The organism is Streptomyces sp. 12E (assembly GCF_055633275.1).
In genome coordinates, this window is the sequence record NZ_JBVNCJ010000001.1 from 147,131 (window position 1) to 166,346 (window position 19,216).

A 19,216-nucleotide genomic window follows, 5' to 3' on the forward strand; every position below is an offset into this window, starting at 1 on the left:
AGCGGGCGCGCGGTGCCGGTCATCGGGCACCTCCCGCGAGGGCCGGCTCACCGGCGGGCGGGGTGGTGACGGGGCGGATCCGCAGGCCGGGGGCGGCGAGGCGGCGGCGGTACTCGGCGGCCTCCGCCCAGGTGGTGCCACGCGGCGTTCGCTCCGCGCGCGAGCCGAGGGGAGCGGCCTGCGGGCCACCGTGGACGGCCCAGGCGGTGTCGCGTACGCCGAGGCGGCGCGGCGCGGTGGCGAAGCGGTTTCCGCCGGTGCGGCGGGCGGCTGGCGAGGCGGCGGCGCGCAGCCCCGCGACGCCGGAAGCGGTACCGGGAGAGGTGACGTCGCCGCCGTCCGGGAACTCCTCGTAGATGAGCGGGGAGGCGAACACGCCCTGCCGGTCCCGCTCCCGGGCGAGCGCGCCCTCGGCGGCGGCCCCCGCCTCCAGCCGCTCGAAGGCCGGGGCCGCGATCTTCTCCTCATCCGGCATCCGCACGAACTGCGCGGGCGCGAAGTAGTCCCGCGTGGGCGCGAGCCGCAGGGTGACCCCCGGCGCCCTGGTCTCGTCCTCCACCGTCAACTCCCGCTCCAGGTCCAGCCGGGGCGGGCCGACGACCGGCGCGTTGCCGTAGTGATCCAGGGTGACGCCGAGCGGGGCGACCCGCTGGGTGAAGGAGAGCCCGCCCAGTGGATGGACGATCAGCATCGCCTTGACGTCGGGCAGTTCCCGCAGGGTGACCACCGTGTTGCCGGCGCCGGTGGCCTGCGCGGTCCAGTTGCGCGGGTCGGCCAGGGCCGCCTCCAGCCTGTCGGCGACGGGCACGGCGGCGGGTGGGACGGCCGGGGCCGCGTTCTCGCCGAAGGCGCGGTCGAAGGCGATCTCGCCGCCGAAGAACGCGGTGTCGAACCGGGCCCGGCCGCGCACGTGCCAGGGCACGGGTCCGGACAGGCCGACCTCGGCCGCGACCCCCATCAGGACGCGGTCGCCGAGCTTGAGCGTGAGCTGCCCGACGATGTCCGTCTGGAACCCGAACGGCTCGAACTGGACCAGGGCGTCGAAGGCGAGCATGCCGTCGACGCTGAAACCGAGGGCGGCGGCGTGCAGTTCGGCGCGGGCGCCGAACTGCACGGTGTTGGAGGTGAGCGCCAGGTACGCCTCCAGGCGCAGGCGCGGGTTGTCGCCGTTCAGCAGCGACAGGCTCATCCTGCGCAGCTCGGGGAAGCCCGCGGGCCGCTGGAAGCGCGGGTGGAAGCCGCCGGCCGACAGGGCGAACGACGGCTCGCCCTTCCACCGGGCGCGCACGGCCATGTCACCGGTCAGCGCAAACGCGGCGATCCGCGAGTCGTACAGGGTGGCGTCCACGGCCGCCTCGCCGCGCTCGAAGTCGACGACGCCGAGGACATCGACGTTGATCTCGATGGCCGGCCGCTCCTCGGTGGGCAGCGCCATCCGCAGTCGGCCGAGCAGCACCAGACGCACGGGGGCGGGCAGTTCGAGCAGGACGCCCAGGTCCAGGGTGAGCAGGGTCGGGGTGCCCCAGCCGATGCGGACCATGGGGCCGACGACGTGCCGGCCGGGGGTGGGCGGGAACACCGCGTTCAGCGCGGAGATGATCCCCGTGGCCTGGCCGAGCGGATCGGCCGGGAAGAGCACCGGGTCCAGGGACCGCTCGCGCAGCCCGGCGCGCAGGGTCTCCACGGACACCGAGCGGTTGATCCCGATCAGCCCGCCGACGCCGCTGAGGGTGAAGCCGAACCCGAGCTGGACCGGAGTGAACTCGGCCGAGACCAGGATCAGCAGCGAGAAGCCCTCCTCGCCGCCGGGCAGCTTCGTGGTGAGCAGCCCGACGGCCTTCAGTGCGACGCTCTCCAGCTGGAGCGCGAGCACGCCCGCGTACTCGCCCTTGTCCGGGTCGAAGAACAGGTGGCCGCCGCCGGTGACCGGCCGGGCGTCGATCCTCAGCCCTGCGCCCTTGGGCGGGGCGAATCCGGCGCGCAGGCCCACCGGCCCCAGGTTGCCGTCCGCCGGAGTCAGCTCGGCGGCGAGGCCGATCCGCTCCACGGTGACCTGCACCGGGCCGAGCTCCAGACGAGCGCTCGCCGTGACGGCGGCGCGCAGGGACGGGTCGGCGGTGGCGTCCAACCCGAGATGGACGGCGAGCAGTTCGAGCGCGCCCTGGCCGGCGTTGACCGGCAGGGTCGTGTCGAGACCGGCGGAGCCGGTGAAGGCCAGGCCCTTGCGCCGGGACCATCGCAGGCCGAGGGCGAACTCGGCGCGCAACCCGTCCGGTGGCAGCACGTGCTTGAGGAAGCCGTCCCCGTCGCCGCCCGCCACGACGACGGCGGCACGGTCGGCGGCGAGGCCGACCTCGACGTCGTCCCTGGCGGGGCCGCCGTCGGCCGGGATCTCCAGGTCGGCCGTGACCCAGGCTCGGAACCCCCCGATCTCCAGGCGGCTGCCGGTCGCGGTGCCGAGCAGCACGGCCGGGGCGTCGCCTGCGCCCGCCTTGCGCAGCTCAACGCCGAGCCGCACCCGGCCGGCGGAGTCCGAGGAGAACGTGACGCCGCGCGGGCCGAGCGCCACGCCGGGGCCCGCGCCGGAGAGGTCGGCGCGCAACGCCCAGCCGCCGCCGAGCATCTGGTCCACGCCGACCTCGCCGCGCGGGACGAGCACCACGCCGAGGTCGCCGGCCTTCGGCGAGGAGATGCCCAGGGTCGCCCCAGCCTCGACGGTGACGCCGGGGGCGGTCTCGACGGGGACGGCGAACGTGAGCATCCGCCGCCCCAGCGCCACCGACGCCTCGTCGAGCCCGGTGTCCTCGGTGACGCCCAGGCCGACGAGGACCTCGGCGCCCAAGGCATTCAGCAGGGCGCCGAGTCGGGGCAGCAGCTTCTCGGCCAGCGCGTCGGCGGCCTCGTCGTCCGGCAGTCCGTTCGGGAGGTAGATCGAGCGCAACGCGGCGACCGGGTCGCGGACCAGGTCGGCCAGCCGCCCGGGGCGCAGCCGGGCGCGTGCCAGGCCGGTGCGCACCGCTTCGCCGTTCTCGTTGACGATCGCGGTCTGCGGCCCGGCGTCCCCGGGCAGCTCCAGCACGCCGAGCAGCACCAGGACGGAGAAGAGAACCTCGTGGTGGCGGCCCAGCCAGTCGGCGACCAGATAGTGCACCACGTCCTCGGCGAAGGCCGCCGCGTCGAACGCGCCCAGCGCGGGCGGAACGTCGCGCACCAGGGCCATGGCGTCGCCGATGACGTCCAGCAGGCGGCCGAGTCCTGCGAGGTCCTGCGGCGGGTGAGCGGCCAGCTCCTGGAGGCCGCCGACCGCGCTCGTGGCGGTCTCCAGCCAGGTGGCCACGTCCGCGGCGGCCTGTCCGCCGGCGGCGGCCGGGTTCCAGCCGGTCCTGGCGAGCAGCCGGGCGAGATGCCCGGGATTGGTGACGGCGTCGGTGAGCGGGGAGATCAGGTGGAGGATCTCGGTGACCAGGGCGCTCTGGGCGTCGAGGGACGGCCCGGTGTCGTCGGGCTCGCTCCCGTCGGGCAGCTCGGGGCCGCCGGGATCGGGCCCGGGGTCCGTGGCGGTCGGCGGGGCCTCGTTGCCCGGAGCTTCGTTGCCCGGGATCTCGTTGGCTGAGAACGCACTGGCTGAGATCTCGTCGCCCGGCGTTCCGCCGGCCGCCGCGCCGGGCTCGGGTGTGTGGTTCATTCCGGCAGTCCTTCGGTGTCGGGGCCGGACGGGGCCTCCGGTGCGAGTTCTGTGGCCGGGCCGACGTCCAGGGGGACGACCAGCCGGGTCAGGGGGGCGCCGGACCCGGGGCCGGGCAGGTGCCACCACAGCGTCTGGATGACCGACTTGGCGTCACCGGCGCCCCAGGAGAACTGGATCTCGCCGATGTTGTTGCGGCCGACGACCTCCCTGCCGCTGCCCCACAGGTTCATGTAGCCGTCGTGGTTGCCGGCCGCCTGCACGTACTGGGCCAGGGCGGCGCGGCGGTCACCCCAGGCGGGGTAGGAGACCGGGGCGGGCCTCCCCGGACGCGGGGCCTTCCCGTCGGGGTCGTTGTGGCGGTAGTAGTCCAGCTGGTACTCCCACTCGGGCGCCGGACTCCTCAGGGTGGACCGCGGGGGGAGTTCGTAGACGGCCGGGACCTCGCGCACCACGCTGGTACGGACGCCGTCGAGCCCAGCGATCCGCACGGCCACCCCTTCGCCGTCGGCGTTGGCCCAGCCGGCCCGTCGGGTGGACGGCACCTCGGCCGAGGAGCGATCGGGGCCGTAGCCGAGGCGGTGCAGGAGCACCGTGCCCCCGGTCTCGTTCTTGAGCGAGCTTGCGGTCAGCTGGGCCATCACCCCGCGCGCCTCGCCCGGCCGTCCGCGGTACGGGACGGCGGCGTGGTAGGCCATGCGGATGGCGAAGGCGTAGTGGACGTCGCCGCCGATGGAGACCACCCGGCGCCGGCGCACCCCGTCGGGGCCGGGGTCGGCGTGGCCCAGCACCCGGGAGACGAACTTCTCGAAGGCGAGCGGGTCGTGCGCCCACGCCTCGTAGTCGTTCTCGAGCTGGTTCGCGTAGGTGTCGAAGGCGAGGGCGCGGGCCGTGGGCTGGATGAAGTCCTCGACCAGCGGGTAGCCCAGTACGGGGCACGGCGACACCAACAGGGTGACCTTCTCGGGGCCCTGGTCGCGCGGCCCCTCCACCATGGCGGTGTAGGAGGCGTCGGAGTAGAGCAGCGCGGGCGGGTCCTGGGCGCCTTCGCGGAAGACCCGCTGGGTGCGGGTGTCGAGCACCACCATCTGGTGGCCCGGCCATGTGATGGAGTAGTGCCAGGCCAGCGAGCCGTCCGCGCGCGTGATCCGCCCCGCCGGGTCCGTGCCCGAGGGCACGCCGGTGCGTCTGGCGATCACGGCGGCGGGCCCGGGCGCGGTGTGGTCCGGGGCGGCGAGGGCCGCCAGCAGGTCGCGGCCCGCCTCGCCCAGGGGTCCTTCGGCGAACTGCTCGGGGGTGTTGCCCCAGCCCTGGCACACCGCGTAGGCGGCCAGGCCGTTGCCGAGGAACTGCCGTCCGTGGACGGTGCCGCAGACGTCGTTGACCCATGCGGCGGAGATGAACCAGTCGTCGGTGACCTCGTGGTCATCGAAGATCATGTAGGTGGCGGTGTTCGCCAGGGCGCGGCGGACCTTGGGCAGGGTCGCGCGGAACTCGTCCAGCCTGTCGGACTCGGTGATGTAGTCCCCCAGGCGTTCGCCGGCCTCCTTGTCCCGGGGCTTGTGGAGCAGGGCCCGGTACTCGCTGACGTGGGGGTTGCCGAGAGCGGCCGCCTCCTTGGGGTACAGGTCGGCGAAGTACCCCATCGTGGGGAGGGTGGGCCACAGCACCGGCGACCACACCATGAGGTACATGGCCAGGAACTCCGACAGCCGCAGCAGATGGCTGCGCCCGTGGGTGGTGGTGAGTCCGAAGTCCTCGTCGACCAGTTCCTGCCGCCGCCCCGGGAAAAGCCGCCGCTTCCGGCTCTCCTCCGGCAGGGTGGGGAACCTCTCGCCCCGGCCGAGCAGGGTGTGGCCGTAGGCGGTGCAGATGTACAGCATCCCGTCGGCGACGTCGTCGGCGTAGATCTGGTCACCGGTCAGGATCAGCTGCTGAGGGCGGTCGGTGGCCGAGCCCACGTCGTCGGCGAGCACCTCGTCGAGGACCGTCAGTGCGTCGGTCCCCTCGCCGTGGGGCTTGCGGCAGGAGGCGTGGAACATTCGCAGCCCGCCCGGGTCGGCGGGCGGCGTGACGAAGCTGGGCAGCGTGGGCGCGCCCGGCGCGTCCGGGTACGTCAAGGCATGCTTGGCGTCGTCCTCGGTCCATGCGACGACGTTCTTGGAGAAGAGGTCGGGCGCGCCCGCGGGGACCGGGCCGGCCGGCGCGGAGACGTCCTCGCCGAAGCGCAGGTCGTAGCGGTGGATGGTGCCCGGCCGCAGATCGCGCCCGGAGCGCGCCCTGGCGGTCACCGCCACGACGTGCAGGTTGTCACCGATCCGGGCCGTGACGCCGGTGCCCGTGACCGGGGCCTCGGGAGGCAGGCTCCCGGTCGCCCCCTCGTACACGTCGAGGGTCACCTTGCGCGGCGCCTTCAGCGCCATCCACACCGTGACACTGGTGGTGTCGACCCGCCTCACCATCGGCCCGGCCAGCACCAGCGGCAGATTCGCCACACTCAACGGCGGCAGCACGGGCACGGCCATGCCGCCGCCCCTTTCCACGATCCCCACGAAACTCCCTACTCCGGGGCGCGGCCCACCGCCGCGCCGACTCGCCGGACACCCCTGCACACGCGGGCCGCCGTCCGTACCGGCGTCCCGTCGCGTCCCCGCGGCCTGCTCCGGTCCGGCCCCAGGTGACCGGCACGGGGCTGGCGAGGCTGCCGGAACGACGCCGTGCGCGCGTTCCGGCGCGGGGTCCCGCAGGTCCCAGCAGAGGCACAGCGCCCGCACTGCCGCTCCCCCCCGAGGCATCCCGGCCGCAAGCCCAGCGGGTCCCGGCGTGCTCAGCCACACGCGGTCTTCGCACTTGCGGGCCGCGGTCCACACCGACGGGAAGCCCACCCTCACGGGCGGGATGCTCCTCCCCCGTGCGGCCCCGGCACCGACGCACCACCACGCTCCCCCACAGCCAGCCGCCCGGCCACCGACAGCGCCCGCACACCGCCGACCGTGCGGGAAGTGTGTGGGAGGTGCACGAGGGGTGCGTGTACTGTGCGGGTCGTGCAGCTCTTACTACACTTCGTCAGGTGATCGGCCATGGCGGGCCCATCGACCCCCGGGCGCCATTCGGCACCAGGCTGCGTGCCCTGCGGGAGCGGGCGGGACTGACCCAGGAGGAGCTCGCCGAGCGTGCCGGGCTCAGCGCCCAGGCGATAGGGGCGCTGGAACGGGGGGTCAGGAGCCGGCCTTACCCGAGCACCGTGCGCGCGCTGGTCGGGGCACTGCGCGCCTTCACCGGCGACCAGGCGTCGTTACTCGTAGGCGGGCGCGGAACAGGCGGCGCGGACAGCCGTGACGCGCCCGGCCCGTCCAGCGGTGCCATCGCGGGGGCGCTGCCGGTGCCCGTCACCGCCCTGGTGGGCCGGGAGGACGACGTCTCCGAGATCACCGCGGCGCTGCTGAAGCCGGAGGTCCGCCTCCTCACCCTCACCGGGACCGGCGGGGTCGGCAAGACCCGGCTGGCCGTCGCGGTCGCGGGCGAGACGGCGCACCGGTTCGCCGACGGCGTCGTGTTCGTCCCGCTCGCTGCGGTGGACAACGCCGCCCTGGTCGTCCCCGCGGTCGCCCGCGGCACCGGCCTGGCCGCCCCGGAGGGACCGGACCCCGAGACGGCGCTCGCCGCGCACCTGCGCGAGCGGCGCACGCTGCTGGTGCTCGACAACTTCGAGCACCTCACCGACGCCGCCGTCGCGGTGTCCCGGCTGCTCGCCGCGTGCCCACTGCTCACGGTGCTGGTCACCAGCCGGGCCGCGCTCAGGTTGCTCGGCGAGAACGAGTATCCGGTGCGTCCGCTCACGCTCCCCTCGGGACCGGATCCGGACGTCGAGGAGGTCGCCTGGTCCCCCGCCGTCAGGCTGTTCATGGAGCGGGCACAGGCCGTCGCGGGCGGTTTCCGCTTGTCGCCGCAGAACGCCGCCACGGTCGCGGCCATCTGCGCCCGGCTCTCCGGTATCCCGCTGGCCCTGGAGCTCGCCGCCGCACGCGTCCGCTCCCTGGACCCACAGACGCTGCTCGCCCGGCTCGACGAAGCCATGACGCTCGGCGGGCCGCGCGACCTGCCGTGGCGTCAGCGGACCATGCGCACCACCCTGGACTGGAGCCACGACCTGCTGCGGGAGGACGAACAACGGCTGTTCCGACGCCTGGGGGTGTTCACGGGCGGCTTCACCCTGGAGGCCGCGGAAGCAGTGGCGGGCCCCGGCGGCGCGCTGCGCCCACTGGAGGGCCTGGTCGAGCAGTCCCTCGTCACCGCCGTCTGCCTCCCCGGCCGCCCGGTCCGCTACCACATGCTCGAACCGGTCGCCCAGTACGCCCGGACCCGCCTCACCGCGTCCGAGGCCCTGGAGGCGGGACGCGCCCACGCCGCGTACTTCCTCACGCTCGCCGAGCGGGCCGCACCGGAGTACCAGCGCGCGGACCAGGTTCGGTGGCTGGCCCTCACCGAGACCGAGGACGGCAACCTCGCCGCGGCGATCACCTGGGCACTGGACAACGAGCAGCCGGAGACGGCGGCGCGCCTCGGCTGGGCGCTGTGGCTGTACTGGTGGATCCGCGGACGTCTCATCCTCGGCCGCCGCCTGCTGGAGGCGACTTTGGAGCACCCGCTGCCGGCGAGCCTGCGTTCCCGTGCGCGCGCCTCCGCCGCGGCCATCGCTTTCGCCCAGGGCGACCTCACGGCGGCCGACCGCCACTGGCGACAGGCGTGCGAGGACGGGCTGGCGGCCGAGGACGACGTCGCCTTGGCGCACGCGCGGCCCGGAGCGGGCCTCGTCGCGCTCGCCGACGGGAACCCGGAGACGGCGGCGGTCCTGTTCCGCTCCGCGATACGCCTGGCGCGCCACGCCGGTCCCGGCGCCGAGTGGATCGAGTCGCTGACCCACGTGTGGCTCGGCACCGCCGTCATGGTGACGGCCGGCCCGGCCGCTGCGGAGGCGCCCATCCGGCGGGGGCTGGCCTCCGCTCGGGCCCGCGGCGACCGGCTCACCACGTTCGTGGCCCTGTTCAACCTCTCCCAGGCCGCCATCGAACAGGGGGATCACGAGACGGCCCGCGGCTACCTGGAGGAGGGCATCCGCCTGTCCGAACAGGTCCGCGACCTCGCCAACCTGGCCTACTTCCTCGACACGCTCGCGGTGGTGGAGGACACCACCACCGGCGACCCGGTGCGGGTGTCGACCCTGCTGGGCGCCGCCCGGTCCCTGCGCGAGACCGCCGGGGCCGACGTGTACGGCTACTACCTGCCCGACGAGTCGCTGCGCGAACGCGCCGCCTCCCGCGCCCGCGCCTCCCTGGACGGCCGGGAGTACGCGGACGCGGTGGCGGCGGGTCGCGCGATGACACTGGAGGAGATCACGGAGTACGCCACAGCCCCGGACGGACGCTGAACCACACACGGCACCGTCCGGCAGGCGGCGGAGGGGGGGCCGGTGCCGCGGCGGGTGGCCTCGAGGGCCGTGGAATCATGCAATGGCGGACTCGGCAACCCACCGTACACGGCCCAGGCACGAGCCGTGGGGCTGACCGCGCCGGGCGATCTTCGGGACGATGCCACGCTCACGCAGTCGGCAGCGGTGGCTGGCGTGGTCGTAGCCACGGTCGGCATAAACGGTACGGGGCTTGCGCCGGGGCGGCCCTGCTTGCCCCGCACCGGCGGCAGGCCGTCGACCAGCGGCAGGAGCTGCGTGATGTCGTTGCGGTGCCCGCCGGTGTGCGACACCCGCAGCGGAGTGACGGGCGCTGTCACGTTGTTGGGCATGTGGGTATCCGACGTGGTGCCAGGGTGGGGCTGGCCCAGGCCTTCAGTCTTGATTCAAGCTGCGGTGGGCTGGCCGACGGTGCCGGTGATCTGGTCCTAAAGCGCGAAGCGGGTGGTCATCTCGGTGCGGTGGTCGGGGGCGTTCATCAGGTGCCGTCGGGGGCGGAAGCGGGGCGAGATGCCGCTGAAGGCGGACAGGAACCGCTGGGCTGCGCCGACGCTGCGGAAGGGCGCTGTCACGTTGGTTGGCCGGGTGGGATGATCTTCTGGTTGATCGTGCTGGAGGGGGTTGTCCGTGGGGGCTGTGTCGCTGTCGTACAAGGGGCAGCGGTACCCGGTCGAGGTGATCTCCCACCGTGTGTGGCTGTACTTCCGTTTCCCGCTGTCGTTGCGCGAGGTCGAGGAGCTGATGCTCGAGCGCGGGATCGTCGTCTCCTACGAGACGGTGCGCCGCTGGTGCGCCGAGTTCGGGTCGGCCTACGCAGGCGCGCTGCGCCGCCGGCGGCCTCGGCCTGGGGACAAGCGGCATCTGGACGAGGTCTTCATCAAGATCAACGGGCGGTTGCAGTACCTGTGGCGGGCGGTCGACCAGGACGGCAGCGTCCTGGACATCCTGGTGCGGAACCGCCGGGACAGGGCCGCGGCCAGGCGCTTCTTGCCCAGACTTCTGCAGAAGACCGGCGCGGTGCCGCGAGTGATCGTCACCGACAAGCTCCGCTCCTACGGCGCCGCCCACCAAGAGGTCATGCCCTGCGTCGAACACCGGCAGTCGAAGTATCTGGACAACCGGGCGGAGAACAGCCACCAGCCCACCAGGCAACGCGAGCGGGCGATGAAAGGCTTCCGCCCGGTGGGCGGAGCACAGCGGTTCCTGGCCGCGTTCAACGGCATCTCACCCCACTTCCGGCCCCGCCGTCATCTGATGACCGCCGCCGCCCACCGAGCCGAGATGACCGTCCGCTTCGCCATCCGGGAGCAGATCACCGGCGTCGCCGGCCTCACCACCACGGCCTGAGCACAGCCCGGAACGGGCCCCACCAGACCGTGACACACCCTCAGAGGCCGCCCGCCCAACAACATGACAGCGCCCGGCCACCGCAGCCCGGTCGCCTATGAGCGAGCACTCCAAACAACATCAACCACGCTGGCCGAAGCCGCATAACCCGTGTTCAGGATCCGGGGTCAAGGCCCCGGGACAGATGGCCCCAGCCACTGTGCTTCGGGCTTCTATGTGGACCGCCTCGTCGTTCACGTCGGCCGACAGCACCGCCACGTCGTCGATCGCCGGGAACAGCAACTCCTCTAGCTGGAGCGCCACTTCTTCCACGGGTCGCACTGTCGGTCACACCGCACCCGGTACGAGGCAATTCCGGGCAACTTCCCCAAGGCCGACTCGCTCAAGACCCGTCACTCAGCGTGCATGCTCCACGGAAAGTGAGTCAGAACCCGAGTTTTGACAGCACTGCGGTTCTTGTCAGGGCGGCATCGGGATGCTTCTGGTGAAAGGTGCTGGTCATGCCGCAGATGTCGAAGGTTGAGCTGTATGCGGCGATCCGGCGTGACCACCGGGCTGGTACGTCGATGCGAGCGCTGAGTGCAAGTACGGGGTGGCGTACCGGACGGTCACGAGCCCGAGCCGAGCACGCTGAAGCCAGCCGATCTAGTCCTGTCTGTCTGGCGACCCGTCGCCGTCGGGGAAGGTCCCGGACGAGAATCGGAGCCCAGCCTGCTGACGAAGGAGAGATGACCGTGAGGCACACACTGAACTTGTGGCGTAGAGATCTCGGAAAGGTGCCCGAGTCGGTCTGGCGACAGACCGAGCTCGATGTGCTGATCCTCGCGGACAACGGACTCACGGCCCTCCCGCCGGACATCGGGAAGCTCCACCGGCTGAAAACCCTGGACCTCGGCCACAACGCGCTGACGTCGCTGCCCGAAGAGCTCGGCCACCTTACCGAGCTCAGGGACTGCCTCTACCTGCACGACAACCAGCTGTCCCGGCTCCCGGACTCTCTGGGAAACCTGACCCGCTTGCGTTACCTCAACGTCGGCGAGAACCCCCTCACCATCCTGCCGGAGGCCATCGGCGGGATGATCGGCCTTATCGAGTTCAGGGCCCAGCACAACCGGCTCACCACCCTTCCCGACGTCATCGGCCAGCTCCCCAGCCTGCGTGAGCTATGGCTCCGAGGAAACACGATCGAGCACTTGCCGTCGTCAACAGCGAACCTGCACGAACTGCGTCACCTGGACCTACGCGAGAACTCTCTGACCGAGGTGCCGGACTCCCTCGCCGGCCTCCCTCGACTGCGTCAGATCGACCTGCGGAGCAACAACCTCAGCCGACTGCCCGACTGGCTCGCCCTGATGCCATCGCTGGAGAAGCTGGACCTGCGCTGGAACGAGATCGATCCCTCTCTACCGCTTCTCAGCAAGCTGGAGCGGCAGGGGTGCATCGTCCTGACCTGACAGCGACGCCTCTCCCACCACAGTGCTGCTATTTCTCGTGAACAAGCCCGAGCGAGTTGATCACCGAACGCTGCTCCCAGCAGTGCACCAACAAGTCCGGCGATCGCCGCCGCTATCGAGGCCCTCACAATCCGCTTCAGATACGGGGCGCCCAGACAACCGTATGTGACCCTTCTCCGCCAATGCCTCCAGGACGAGCAGATCAGCCAGACAGTGCAGTTACTGACTTCGGCTCGTCGGGGTGAATCTTGACGAAGTCCCTGATAGGGCCGGGGGTGATGGCTGCGTCTCGTGGTGTGTGAGGTATGCGGACGGGGGCGGGCTGACCGCTGCGGAACCTCGGCGCCGTGAGTCGGTGCGGATGCAGGCGGCTGAGCTGTTCGAGCAGAAGGTCAAGTCGTCGGAGGTCGCACGGCGCCTGCGGTGAGCGTGAAGTCGGCCTATCGGTGGCCCCAGATGTGGCGGGACGGCGGTCGTAAGGCTCTGGCTTCGCGTGGCCCGAGCGGATCACGGTGCTGGCTGTCCCCGCGCTGCCCGGAGAAACTGGCTGCGTACTTCGATGAGGGCCCGGCTGCCCACGGCTGGGTGGAGGACCAGGCGTGGACCGCATCGAGGGCGGCCACGCTGATCCGCCGGAAGTTCCACGTCTCCTACAGCGTCTCGGGTGCCACACGGCTGGTGCACCGGCTCGGCTTCAGCCCGCAGGTGCCCGCACGCGGGGTCGCCGAGCGCGACGAGAGGGCCGTCACCGTGTGGAGGGAGGCGACCTGGACGGAGGTAAAAGGGCCCGGGCGGCCTGCGGAGGTTGCGTCTGTTTCGAGGACGAAGCCGGGTTCACCCGCCGGCCGCCCCGGGGGCATACCTGGGGTCGGCGCGGACACACCCCGGTCGTGACCGTCAGCGGCCGCCGCTCGGGGCGCCTGTCGGTGACCGGGCTGATCGCCATGCGCCCTGGTTCCCGGACCCGGCTGTGCCATCGTCTGCGCACCCATCGGGCGGGCAAGAGCACGCGTCGCAGCATGGGCGAGCGGGACTTCATCGCGCTGATCGACGGCGTCCACCAGCTCGTCAAGGCGCCGATCGTGCTGGTCTGGGACCGGCTGAACACCCACGTCTCCCACGCCATGCGCGAACTGATCGCCGAGCGGAAGTGGCTGACGGTGTTCCTGCCGCCCGCGTACTCGCCCGACCCCAACCCCGTCGAGTGGGTATGGGCGCACGTCAAACGCAGCCCGGCCAACCTCGCCGTCGTCGCCCTGGACCGGCTCGAAGCCCTCGTACGCAACCGGCTCAAACGCCTTCCATACCGGCCCGGCACCCTCGACGGCTTCATAGCCGGCACCGGCCTGACCCTCGACGAACCGGCCTCACCCTCACAAGCCGAAGTCAGTAAGGGCGACCGGGTGGCGCGCCGTCGTCATATGCGTGCGCCGCCATCCACCCGTACCTCGGTCCCCGTGATGAAGAAGACACCATCGTCGGAGGTGAGCACGGCGACTACGCCTGCGAAGTGTTCGGCTCGCCCCCTGGCTGAAGGCTTACGTCAGCGTCGTCCGCAAGCCCCGCGCAGCGAGCGCTCAGGACAACTCCACTGACCAGCCTCCGACTCCCCCGGCAAGTACACCGTGGGGCTGCCCCGGATCCCACTCGACGACCGTGTCCCAGTCACGTGCTGCGACCGTGTCCCCCCGCCGTGGCGTTCGAGCGGTCCTTCCTTGCCGTCGGTACCGTCGTCGCCTTCCTCACCGCAGGACTGGCCGCGCCTTCGAACGAGGGTGAGGACGGCTGAACCGCACCGCGGTCACAGGCCCGCGGTAGCACTGCGCGGGAACACGATCTCCACACGGGTCCCCCGACCGGGCGCGCTGTCGAGGTGGATACGGGCGTGGTGGAGTTCCGCGACCGCGGCGACGATGGACAGGCCCAGGCCGCTGCCGCCGTGGGCGCGGCTGCGCCCCTTGTCGGCCCGGTAGAAGCGGTCGAAGACGTGGGGGAGGGCGTGTTCGGGGATGCCCGGCCCGTCGTCCCGGACCACGAGCACCGGGTGACCGTCGGCTATGCGCAGCCGGACGGCGTACGACGCCTCGGGGGGACAGTGCATACGGATGTTGCCCAACAGGTTGGCCAGCAATCCGCGCAGTTGCGCCTCGTCGCCGAGCACCGTCACCCCGGACCGGACGTCGACCGTCTGTGGTCGGTGGGGCTCGACCGCCGCGGCGTCGCGGCAGGAGTCGGTGACGACGCGGCTGAGGTCGACCGGCTCCAGTTCCGCATCGGCGTACTCGTCGAAGCGGGCCAGCATGAGCAGCGACTCCACCAGTCTGCCCATCCGGTGCACCTCCGACAGCATCCGTTCCATCGCCTCGTCGACCGCGGCCCTGTCGGGCAGTGCCCCGTGCTGGTGGAGCTCGGCGTACCCGCGCAGGGACTGCAACGGTGTGCGCAGTTCGTGCGAGGCGTCGGCCACGAACTGACGCATGCGCTCCTCGGACGCCTTGCGGGCGTCGAGGGCTTCCTGTACCTCGTCCAGCATCCTGTCCAAGGCGTGGGCGAGGCGGCCGACTTCCGTGGTCGGTGCCGTGACGGCCGCGCCGACGCGCTGGCTCAGCTCTCCCGCGGTGATCGCGTCCGCCGCGTCGGCGGCGTCCTTGAGCGGGCCCAGCTCACGCCGTACCACGAGGGTGCTGACCGTGGCGATCGTGAAGAGACCGGCCAGTTCGGTGGTCACGATCACCACGGGATCCTGGGTGAGGGCCCAAGCGGCCGCCGTGGCCGCCATGGCCAGCGCGCACAGGACGGTCACCAGGACGCTGATCCGCGTACGCAGTGGCCAGTGCCGGGGACGTTTCCACGTACCGCTCCTCGGGGACGCGAGACCCACCGAGCCCCTCACCACGCGCCTGGGACCCGGTGGCCGCCAGCGGCGGCCGTTCAACGGGATTCCCGGATGCTGTAGCCGATCCCGCGCTGAGTGTGGATCAACGGAGGCCCGAGGCGGTCGATCTTCCGGCGCAGGTAACTGATGTAGGTGGCGACGACGGTGTCGTCTCCGTTGAAGTCGTAGGACCACACGTGGGCCAGGAGCCGGGCGCGGGACACCACTCGGCCGCGGTGCAGCATGAGGTAGCGCAGGAGGCGGAATTCGGTCGGGGACAGCTCCACGGGCGTGCCGCCCCGGTGGACGGAGTAGGCCATGGGATCGAGTTCCAGGTCGGCCACGCGCAGTACCGGATCGGCGAGCGGCCGGGGCCTCGTGCGGCGCAGCACGGCCTGGACCCGGGCGGCGACCTCGTCCAGTCCGAACGGCTTGGTGATGTAGTCGTCGCCTCCGGCGGTGAGTCCCCTGACCAGGTCTTTTCTGGTGTCGCGTGCGGTGAGGAAGACCACGGCGTGCGGCAGCCCGTCCTGCCGCAAGCGGCGCATGACCTCGAATCCGTCCCCGTCCGGGAGCATCACGTCCAGCAGGATGAGCTCCGGGAGGAAGTCCCGCGCCGCGGCGACCGCCTCGTGGACCGTCGCCGCGGTGCGGACCTCGTAACCGAGGAACCGCAGGAACCTGCTGACGGTGTCCAGGATCGCCGGTTCGTCGTCGACCACCAGGAGGCGGCCCTGCGCTGCCGGACCGGTCCCCGTGTCCGGGGAGGCCTCTGAGGCGCCTGTCATCGGAGTCCTCGCCCTCTTTCTCTTCCGTTCCCGTCTTCGATCATGACCGAACGGCGGGTGGGGTTCCATGGGAGTTCCATGTGAACAAGGCCCGCCGGAGGCATCGAACGACGGGTCCGCCCCGATGGCCGGTCTAGCGTGGATCGCGCCTCTCATCAGGCACGACGTCCGGTTCGCACGGAGCAGGCCGACCGGACGCCCTCGTCCTCCACGTTCGTCCCCTGGGGAGTTTCCGCGTGTCCACATTCCTCTACCGGCTCGGCCGGTTCTGCTACCGGCGAAGGGGCGCCGTCATCGGTGCCTGGCTCGGTGTCCTGGTGGTCGTGGGGGTGTCGGCGTTCGCCCTGATGAAGCCGTTCGCCTCGGCCACCACCATTCCGGGCACCGAGGCGCAGCGCACCCTGGACGTGATGGAGACGGAGTTCCCCTCCGCTCACGAGGGGCACGTGACCGGCACGATGGTCCTCCGGGCGCCGGAGGGCCAGAAGATCACTTCCGGCCAGGCGGCGCAGGGCGTCGCCAGGGCCGTCCAGGAGGCCGGCCGCACCCCTGGCGTGGCGTCGGCCACCGCCCCCGCGGCCGAGGCCGGCAGTGTCTCCGCCGACGGCCGGACGGGCATCGCCGAGATCGTCTTCGTCGCCGAGAAGGCCGACGGCATCCCCGCCGAGACGAAGCAGAGCCTCGAGAAGGCCGCCACCGAGGCCCGCTCGGCGGGACTTGCCGTCGAACTCGGGGGAGCGGCCTTCGACACCCTGCCCCCCATCATGGGCCCGGCCGAGGTCATCGGTGTCCTGATCGCCCTGGCCGTCCTGGTCCTCGTGTTCCGCACACTGCGCGGCGCCGTCATCCCGGTGGCCACCGCCCTGGTCGGTGTGGGCATCGGCGTGCTGTCCCTGCTGGCCCTGACCAGCGTGATCACGATGGACAGCACGTCGATCATCCTTGCCGTGATGCTCGGCCTGGCCGTCGGCATCGACTACGCCCTGTTCATCGTCTCCCGCCACCAGACGCAGGTACGTCAGGGCATGGACCCGGAGGAGTCCGCCGGTCTCGCCACCGGGACCGCCGGTGGTGCCGTCGTCTTCGCCGGTGCCACGGTCGTCGTCGCCCTCGCCGCCCTGGCGATCGTCGACATCCCCTTCCTGACCGTCATGGGCCTCGGTGCCGCCGCCACCGTGGTCGTGTCGGTCCTGATCGCCGTCACGCTCCTGCCCGCGGTACTCGGGCTGATGGGCGGCCGCATCGCCACGAGCACGGTGCCCCTGCTGGCCCGGCGGCCCCGGCACGGTCACCGACGCACGGACGGCAGCCGCACCCCGGGAGAGCGGTGGGCGGCCGGAGCGGCTCGCCGCCCCTGGCTGGTGCTGGTCGCCTGTGTGCTGGGTCTGGGTGTCCTGGCCGCTCCGGCCGCCGATCTGCGCCTGGGACTGAGCGGGACGAACGACCCCCACAGCTCCGCCGCGCGGGCTCAGAAGATGATCAATGAAGGATTCGGGCCCGGCTACAGCGGCGGCCTCGTCGTTCTCGCCCAGGGTGAGAACAAGACCATCGTGACGTCCGCGGCACGGGAACTGGCGGACCGGATCGAAGGACTGCCGGACGTGGCGGCGGTCTCCCCGGTGGTACCGGCGGCTTCCGGGAAGGCCGCGCTGGTGAACGTCACACCGTCCAGCAGCCCCGGGTCCGAGGAGACCACACAGCTGCTCGAGGAGATCCGCGAGGTCCGCGACGACGTCGAGACGAGCACCGGCACGGAAGTGAACGTCACCGGTACGACCGCGGTGAACATCGACGTCGCCGACAAGCTCTCCGCGGCGCTCCCCGTGTACTGCCTGGTGGTGATGGGCCTCGCCCTGATCCTGCTGACCCTGGTCTTCCGGGCCGTCGCGGTGCCGCTGAAGGCCGCGCTGGGCTTCCTCTTCTCCCTGGGCGCCTCCCTGGGCGTGCTGGTGGCGGTCTTCCAGTGGGGCTGGCTCGGCGACCTGCTGGGCATCGCGGAGACCGGGCCCGTCCTGAGCTTCCTGCCGATGCTGCTGGTCGGCATCCTGTTCGGCCTCGCCATGGACTACGAGGTCTTCCTCGTCTCCCGCATGCGCGAGGAGTACGCGCACGGAACGCCACCCATCGAGGCAATGATCCGCGGCTTCGGCCACAGCGCCAAGGTCGTCACCGCCGCAGCCGTGATCATGATCGCTGTCTTCGGCGGGTTCGTCCTCGCCGAGATGCAGGTCATCAAGGGCATGGGACTCGCCCTCGCGGTCGGCGTGCTCATGGACGCCTTCGTCGTCCGGATGACCCTCGTCCCCGCTGTGATGGCGGTGCTCGGGCACAAGGCGTGGTGGCTGCCGCGCCTCCTCGGCCGCGTCCTGCCCGACGTGGACATCGAGGGCGAGCGGCTCATGAAGCAGAGGGCCGCGCAGCCCGAACCGAAGGCCGGGGAGGCCGATCCGGTCGGCGCGGTGATGGGCGGAACCCGCCGGATCTACTGAGTTTTTCGTTGGTTCTGTGGCGGCTGGGGATGAATGGTCAGGCCGGTGTGGGTGAGGAAGGACCGCGGGAGTTGCTCACCGGGGCAGACTCGGTGGATGCCGCGTTCGGCTGCGTCAGCGACATCGGCGAGGTGGTCGCCGGCGAGGTTGGCGAGCCCGCGGGTCCTGATGGCCGACCACAGCAGTTCGACCGGGTTGAGTTCGGGCGCGTAGGCCGGCAGCCGCTCGAGGGTGAGCCAGTCCTGCTCGGCCGCCCAGGCCCGCATGCCCGGCTCCAGTGGGCGGACAGTCCGTCCCGTACCAGCACCACCGGCTCACCGGCGTAGAAGGTCTTGATCCGTTCCGGCACCCCGATCAGGGAAGTGGTGTCGTAGCTGCCCGGCTTGAGGTCGAAGCACAGCCGCGGGCCGCGATCGGGGTCGGCGGCGTGATAGCCCAGCGCGGCGGCCATCGAGGCTCGTTTCCAGTTCAGCCGCTGCCGCAGAGCAGGGGTGCGGCCGCGGGGCGCGTAGGTGCGGCGCACCTCGGGCAGCAGCGACACGCCCGATTCGTCGAAGAACACGAGCCAGGCACGTTTCTTCACCGCCCCCTCTTGACGCGCGGCCACTCCTGGGCGACCCATCGGGCGATCTCACACTCGTCCCGCTCGACGGCCTGGCGCCGGGGCCGCTGCAGACTCCACCCCAGCCGCCCGGTCAGCAGGCGCCATACCGAAGCCCGGGCCAACGTCACCCCGGTCACCCGCTCAACCACCACACCGACCCGCTCCAAAGTCCACAGATCCGCCTCGAACCCGTGCGCCCGGGCGCCCTGCTCCAAGGCGGCTCGCACCACTTCGACCTGGACGTCGTCCAGCCTGGACGGCCGGCCGGTGGCCGGACGCCGCCGCAGCGCCTGAGCCCCGCCCTGCCCCCACAGGCGTTTCCACCGGCGCACGCTCTCGGGAGGCATCCCCACTGCCCGGGCAATCTCGGACGAAGGACGTCTCCGCTCGAACAACTCGGCCGCGCGCATGCGACGGGCCTCGGTCAACTGCGGCCGCGTCAGCGGCAGAACGGAGACCTCGGCAACAGCAACCTGCGGCTTGGAAGACACACCATCATGCTCACAC

General features: G+C 71.8%; 11 protein-coding genes and 5 pseudogenes. 5 read left to right on the forward strand and 11 right to left on the reverse strand.

Annotated elements, in window-relative coordinates; all coding sequences use genetic code 11:
• Positions 1 to 19: 19 nt before the first annotated feature.
• Positions 20 to 3,685, reverse strand: a complete 3,666-nt coding sequence (locus ACZ8ZB_RS00755; RefSeq protein ID WP_470735771.1) for a DUF6603 domain-containing protein — start codon at positions 3,683 to 3,685, stop codon at positions 20 to 22.
• Positions 3,682 to 6,237, reverse strand: a complete 2,556-nt coding sequence (locus ACZ8ZB_RS00760; protein ID WP_470735772.1) for a metallophosphoesterase family protein — start codon at positions 6,235 to 6,237, stop codon at positions 3,682 to 3,684. The genes ACZ8ZB_RS00755 and ACZ8ZB_RS00760 overlap by 4 nt, the downstream gene beginning before the upstream one ends.
• A 518-nt stretch (positions 6,238 to 6,755) precedes the next feature.
• Between ACZ8ZB_RS00760 and ACZ8ZB_RS00765 the strand changes: the two genes are divergently transcribed.
• Complete coding sequence (locus ACZ8ZB_RS00765) at positions 6,756 to 9,113, forward strand: ATP-binding protein (RefSeq protein WP_470735773.1); 2,358 nt, start codon at positions 6,756 to 6,758, stop codon at positions 9,111 to 9,113.
• 78 nt (positions 9,114 to 9,191) lie between these two features.
• On the opposite strand, the pseudogene ACZ8ZB_RS00770 reads toward ACZ8ZB_RS00765, so the two are convergent.
• Both ACZ8ZB_RS00770 and ACZ8ZB_RS00775 read right to left on the reverse strand, forming a co-directional pair.
• Positions 9,192 to 9,454 (reverse strand): annotated as a pseudogene (locus ACZ8ZB_RS00770) (transposase); the annotation flags it as partial.
• A gap of 126 nt (positions 9,455 to 9,580) precedes the next feature.
• Positions 9,581 to 9,712, reverse strand: a pseudogene (locus ACZ8ZB_RS00775) (IS6 family transposase); the annotation flags it as partial.
• A 67-nt stretch (positions 9,713 to 9,779) separates the two neighbouring features.
• Between ACZ8ZB_RS00775 and ACZ8ZB_RS00780 the strand changes: the two are divergent.
• Positions 9,780 to 10,499, forward strand: a complete 720-nt coding sequence (locus tag ACZ8ZB_RS00780) for an IS6 family transposase (protein ID WP_470735774.1) — start codon at positions 9,780 to 9,782, stop codon at positions 10,497 to 10,499.
• Between the two features lie 120 nt (positions 10,500 to 10,619).
• On the opposite strand, the gene ACZ8ZB_RS00785 is transcribed toward ACZ8ZB_RS00780, so the two are convergent.
• Complete coding sequence (locus ACZ8ZB_RS00785; RefSeq protein WP_470735775.1) at positions 10,620 to 10,811, reverse strand: hypothetical protein; 192 nt, start codon at positions 10,809 to 10,811, stop codon at positions 10,620 to 10,622.
• Between the two features lie 416 nt (positions 10,812 to 11,227).
• Here ACZ8ZB_RS00785 and ACZ8ZB_RS00790 point away from each other — a divergent pair, with 416 nt between their 5' ends.
• Positions 11,228 to 11,953 carry a leucine-rich repeat domain-containing protein gene (locus ACZ8ZB_RS00790; RefSeq protein WP_470735776.1) on the forward strand — a complete coding sequence of 242 codons (726 nt, stop codon included), beginning with the start codon at positions 11,228 to 11,230 and terminating at the stop codon, positions 11,951 to 11,953.
• A 298-nt stretch (positions 11,954 to 12,251) separates the two neighbouring features.
• A pseudogene (locus tag ACZ8ZB_RS00795) lies at positions 12,252 to 13,326 on the forward strand (IS630 family transposase); the annotation flags it as partial.
• A 44-nt stretch (positions 13,327 to 13,370) separates the two neighbouring features.
• Here the strand turns inward: ACZ8ZB_RS00795 and ACZ8ZB_RS00800 are convergent.
• The 3 genes and pseudogenes from ACZ8ZB_RS00800 to ACZ8ZB_RS00810 all read right to left on the reverse strand — a co-directional run.
• Positions 13,371 to 13,469 (reverse strand): annotated as a pseudogene (locus ACZ8ZB_RS00800) (short-chain dehydrogenase); the annotation flags it as partial.
• Positions 13,470 to 13,754: 285 nt separating this feature from the next.
• Positions 13,755 to 14,756, reverse strand: coding sequence for a sensor histidine kinase (locus ACZ8ZB_RS00805; protein WP_470735777.1), 1,002 nt, complete (start codon positions 14,754 to 14,756; stop codon positions 13,755 to 13,757).
• A gap of 128 nt (positions 14,757 to 14,884) precedes the next feature.
• Positions 14,885 to 15,616, reverse strand: a complete 732-nt coding sequence (locus tag ACZ8ZB_RS00810) for a response regulator transcription factor (protein ID WP_470735778.1) — start codon at positions 15,614 to 15,616, stop codon at positions 14,885 to 14,887.
• A 236-nt stretch (positions 15,617 to 15,852) separates the two neighbouring features.
• Between ACZ8ZB_RS00810 and ACZ8ZB_RS00815 the strand changes: the two genes are divergently transcribed.
• A complete protein-coding gene (locus ACZ8ZB_RS00815; protein WP_470735779.1) occupies positions 15,853 to 18,105 on the forward strand; it encodes an MMPL family transporter in 2,253 nt (750 codons plus the stop codon).
• Here the strand turns inward: ACZ8ZB_RS00815 and ACZ8ZB_RS00820 are convergent.
• From ACZ8ZB_RS00820 to ACZ8ZB_RS00830, 3 genes and pseudogenes are all read right to left on the reverse strand, one after another.
• Entirely contained in the window at positions 18,099 to 18,371 is a 273-nt protein-coding gene (locus ACZ8ZB_RS00820; RefSeq protein WP_470735780.1) for a transposase, read from the reverse strand. The genes ACZ8ZB_RS00815 and ACZ8ZB_RS00820 overlap by 7 nt on opposite strands.
• Positions 18,372 to 18,436: 65 nt before the next feature.
• A pseudogene (locus ACZ8ZB_RS00825) lies at positions 18,437 to 18,727 on the reverse strand (hypothetical protein); the annotation flags it as partial.
• A complete protein-coding gene (locus tag ACZ8ZB_RS00830; RefSeq protein WP_470735781.1) occupies positions 18,685 to 19,200 on the reverse strand; it encodes a winged helix-turn-helix domain-containing protein in 516 nt (171 codons plus the stop codon). The pseudogene ACZ8ZB_RS00825 and the gene ACZ8ZB_RS00830, both read right to left, overlap by 43 nt.
• Positions 19,201 to 19,216 lie beyond the last annotated feature (16 nt).

Bases quoted from the DNA above. Each gene is read 5' to 3' on its own strand.
- ACZ8ZB_RS00755 (WP_470735771.1), bottom strand. From the start codon at position 3,685: ATGAACCACACACCCGAGCCCGGCGCGGCGGCCGGCGGAACGCCGGGC.
- ACZ8ZB_RS00790 (WP_470735776.1), top strand. From the start codon at position 11,228: ATGACCGTGAGGCACACACTGAACTTGTGGCGTAGAGATCTCGGAAAG.
- ACZ8ZB_RS00810 (WP_470735778.1), bottom strand. From the start codon at position 15,616: ATGACAGGCGCCTCAGAGGCCTCCCCGGACACGGGGACCGGTCCGGCA.
- ACZ8ZB_RS00820 (WP_470735780.1), bottom strand. From the start codon at position 18,371: ATGCGGGCCTGGGCGGCCGAGCAGGACTGGCTCACCCTCGAGCGGCTG.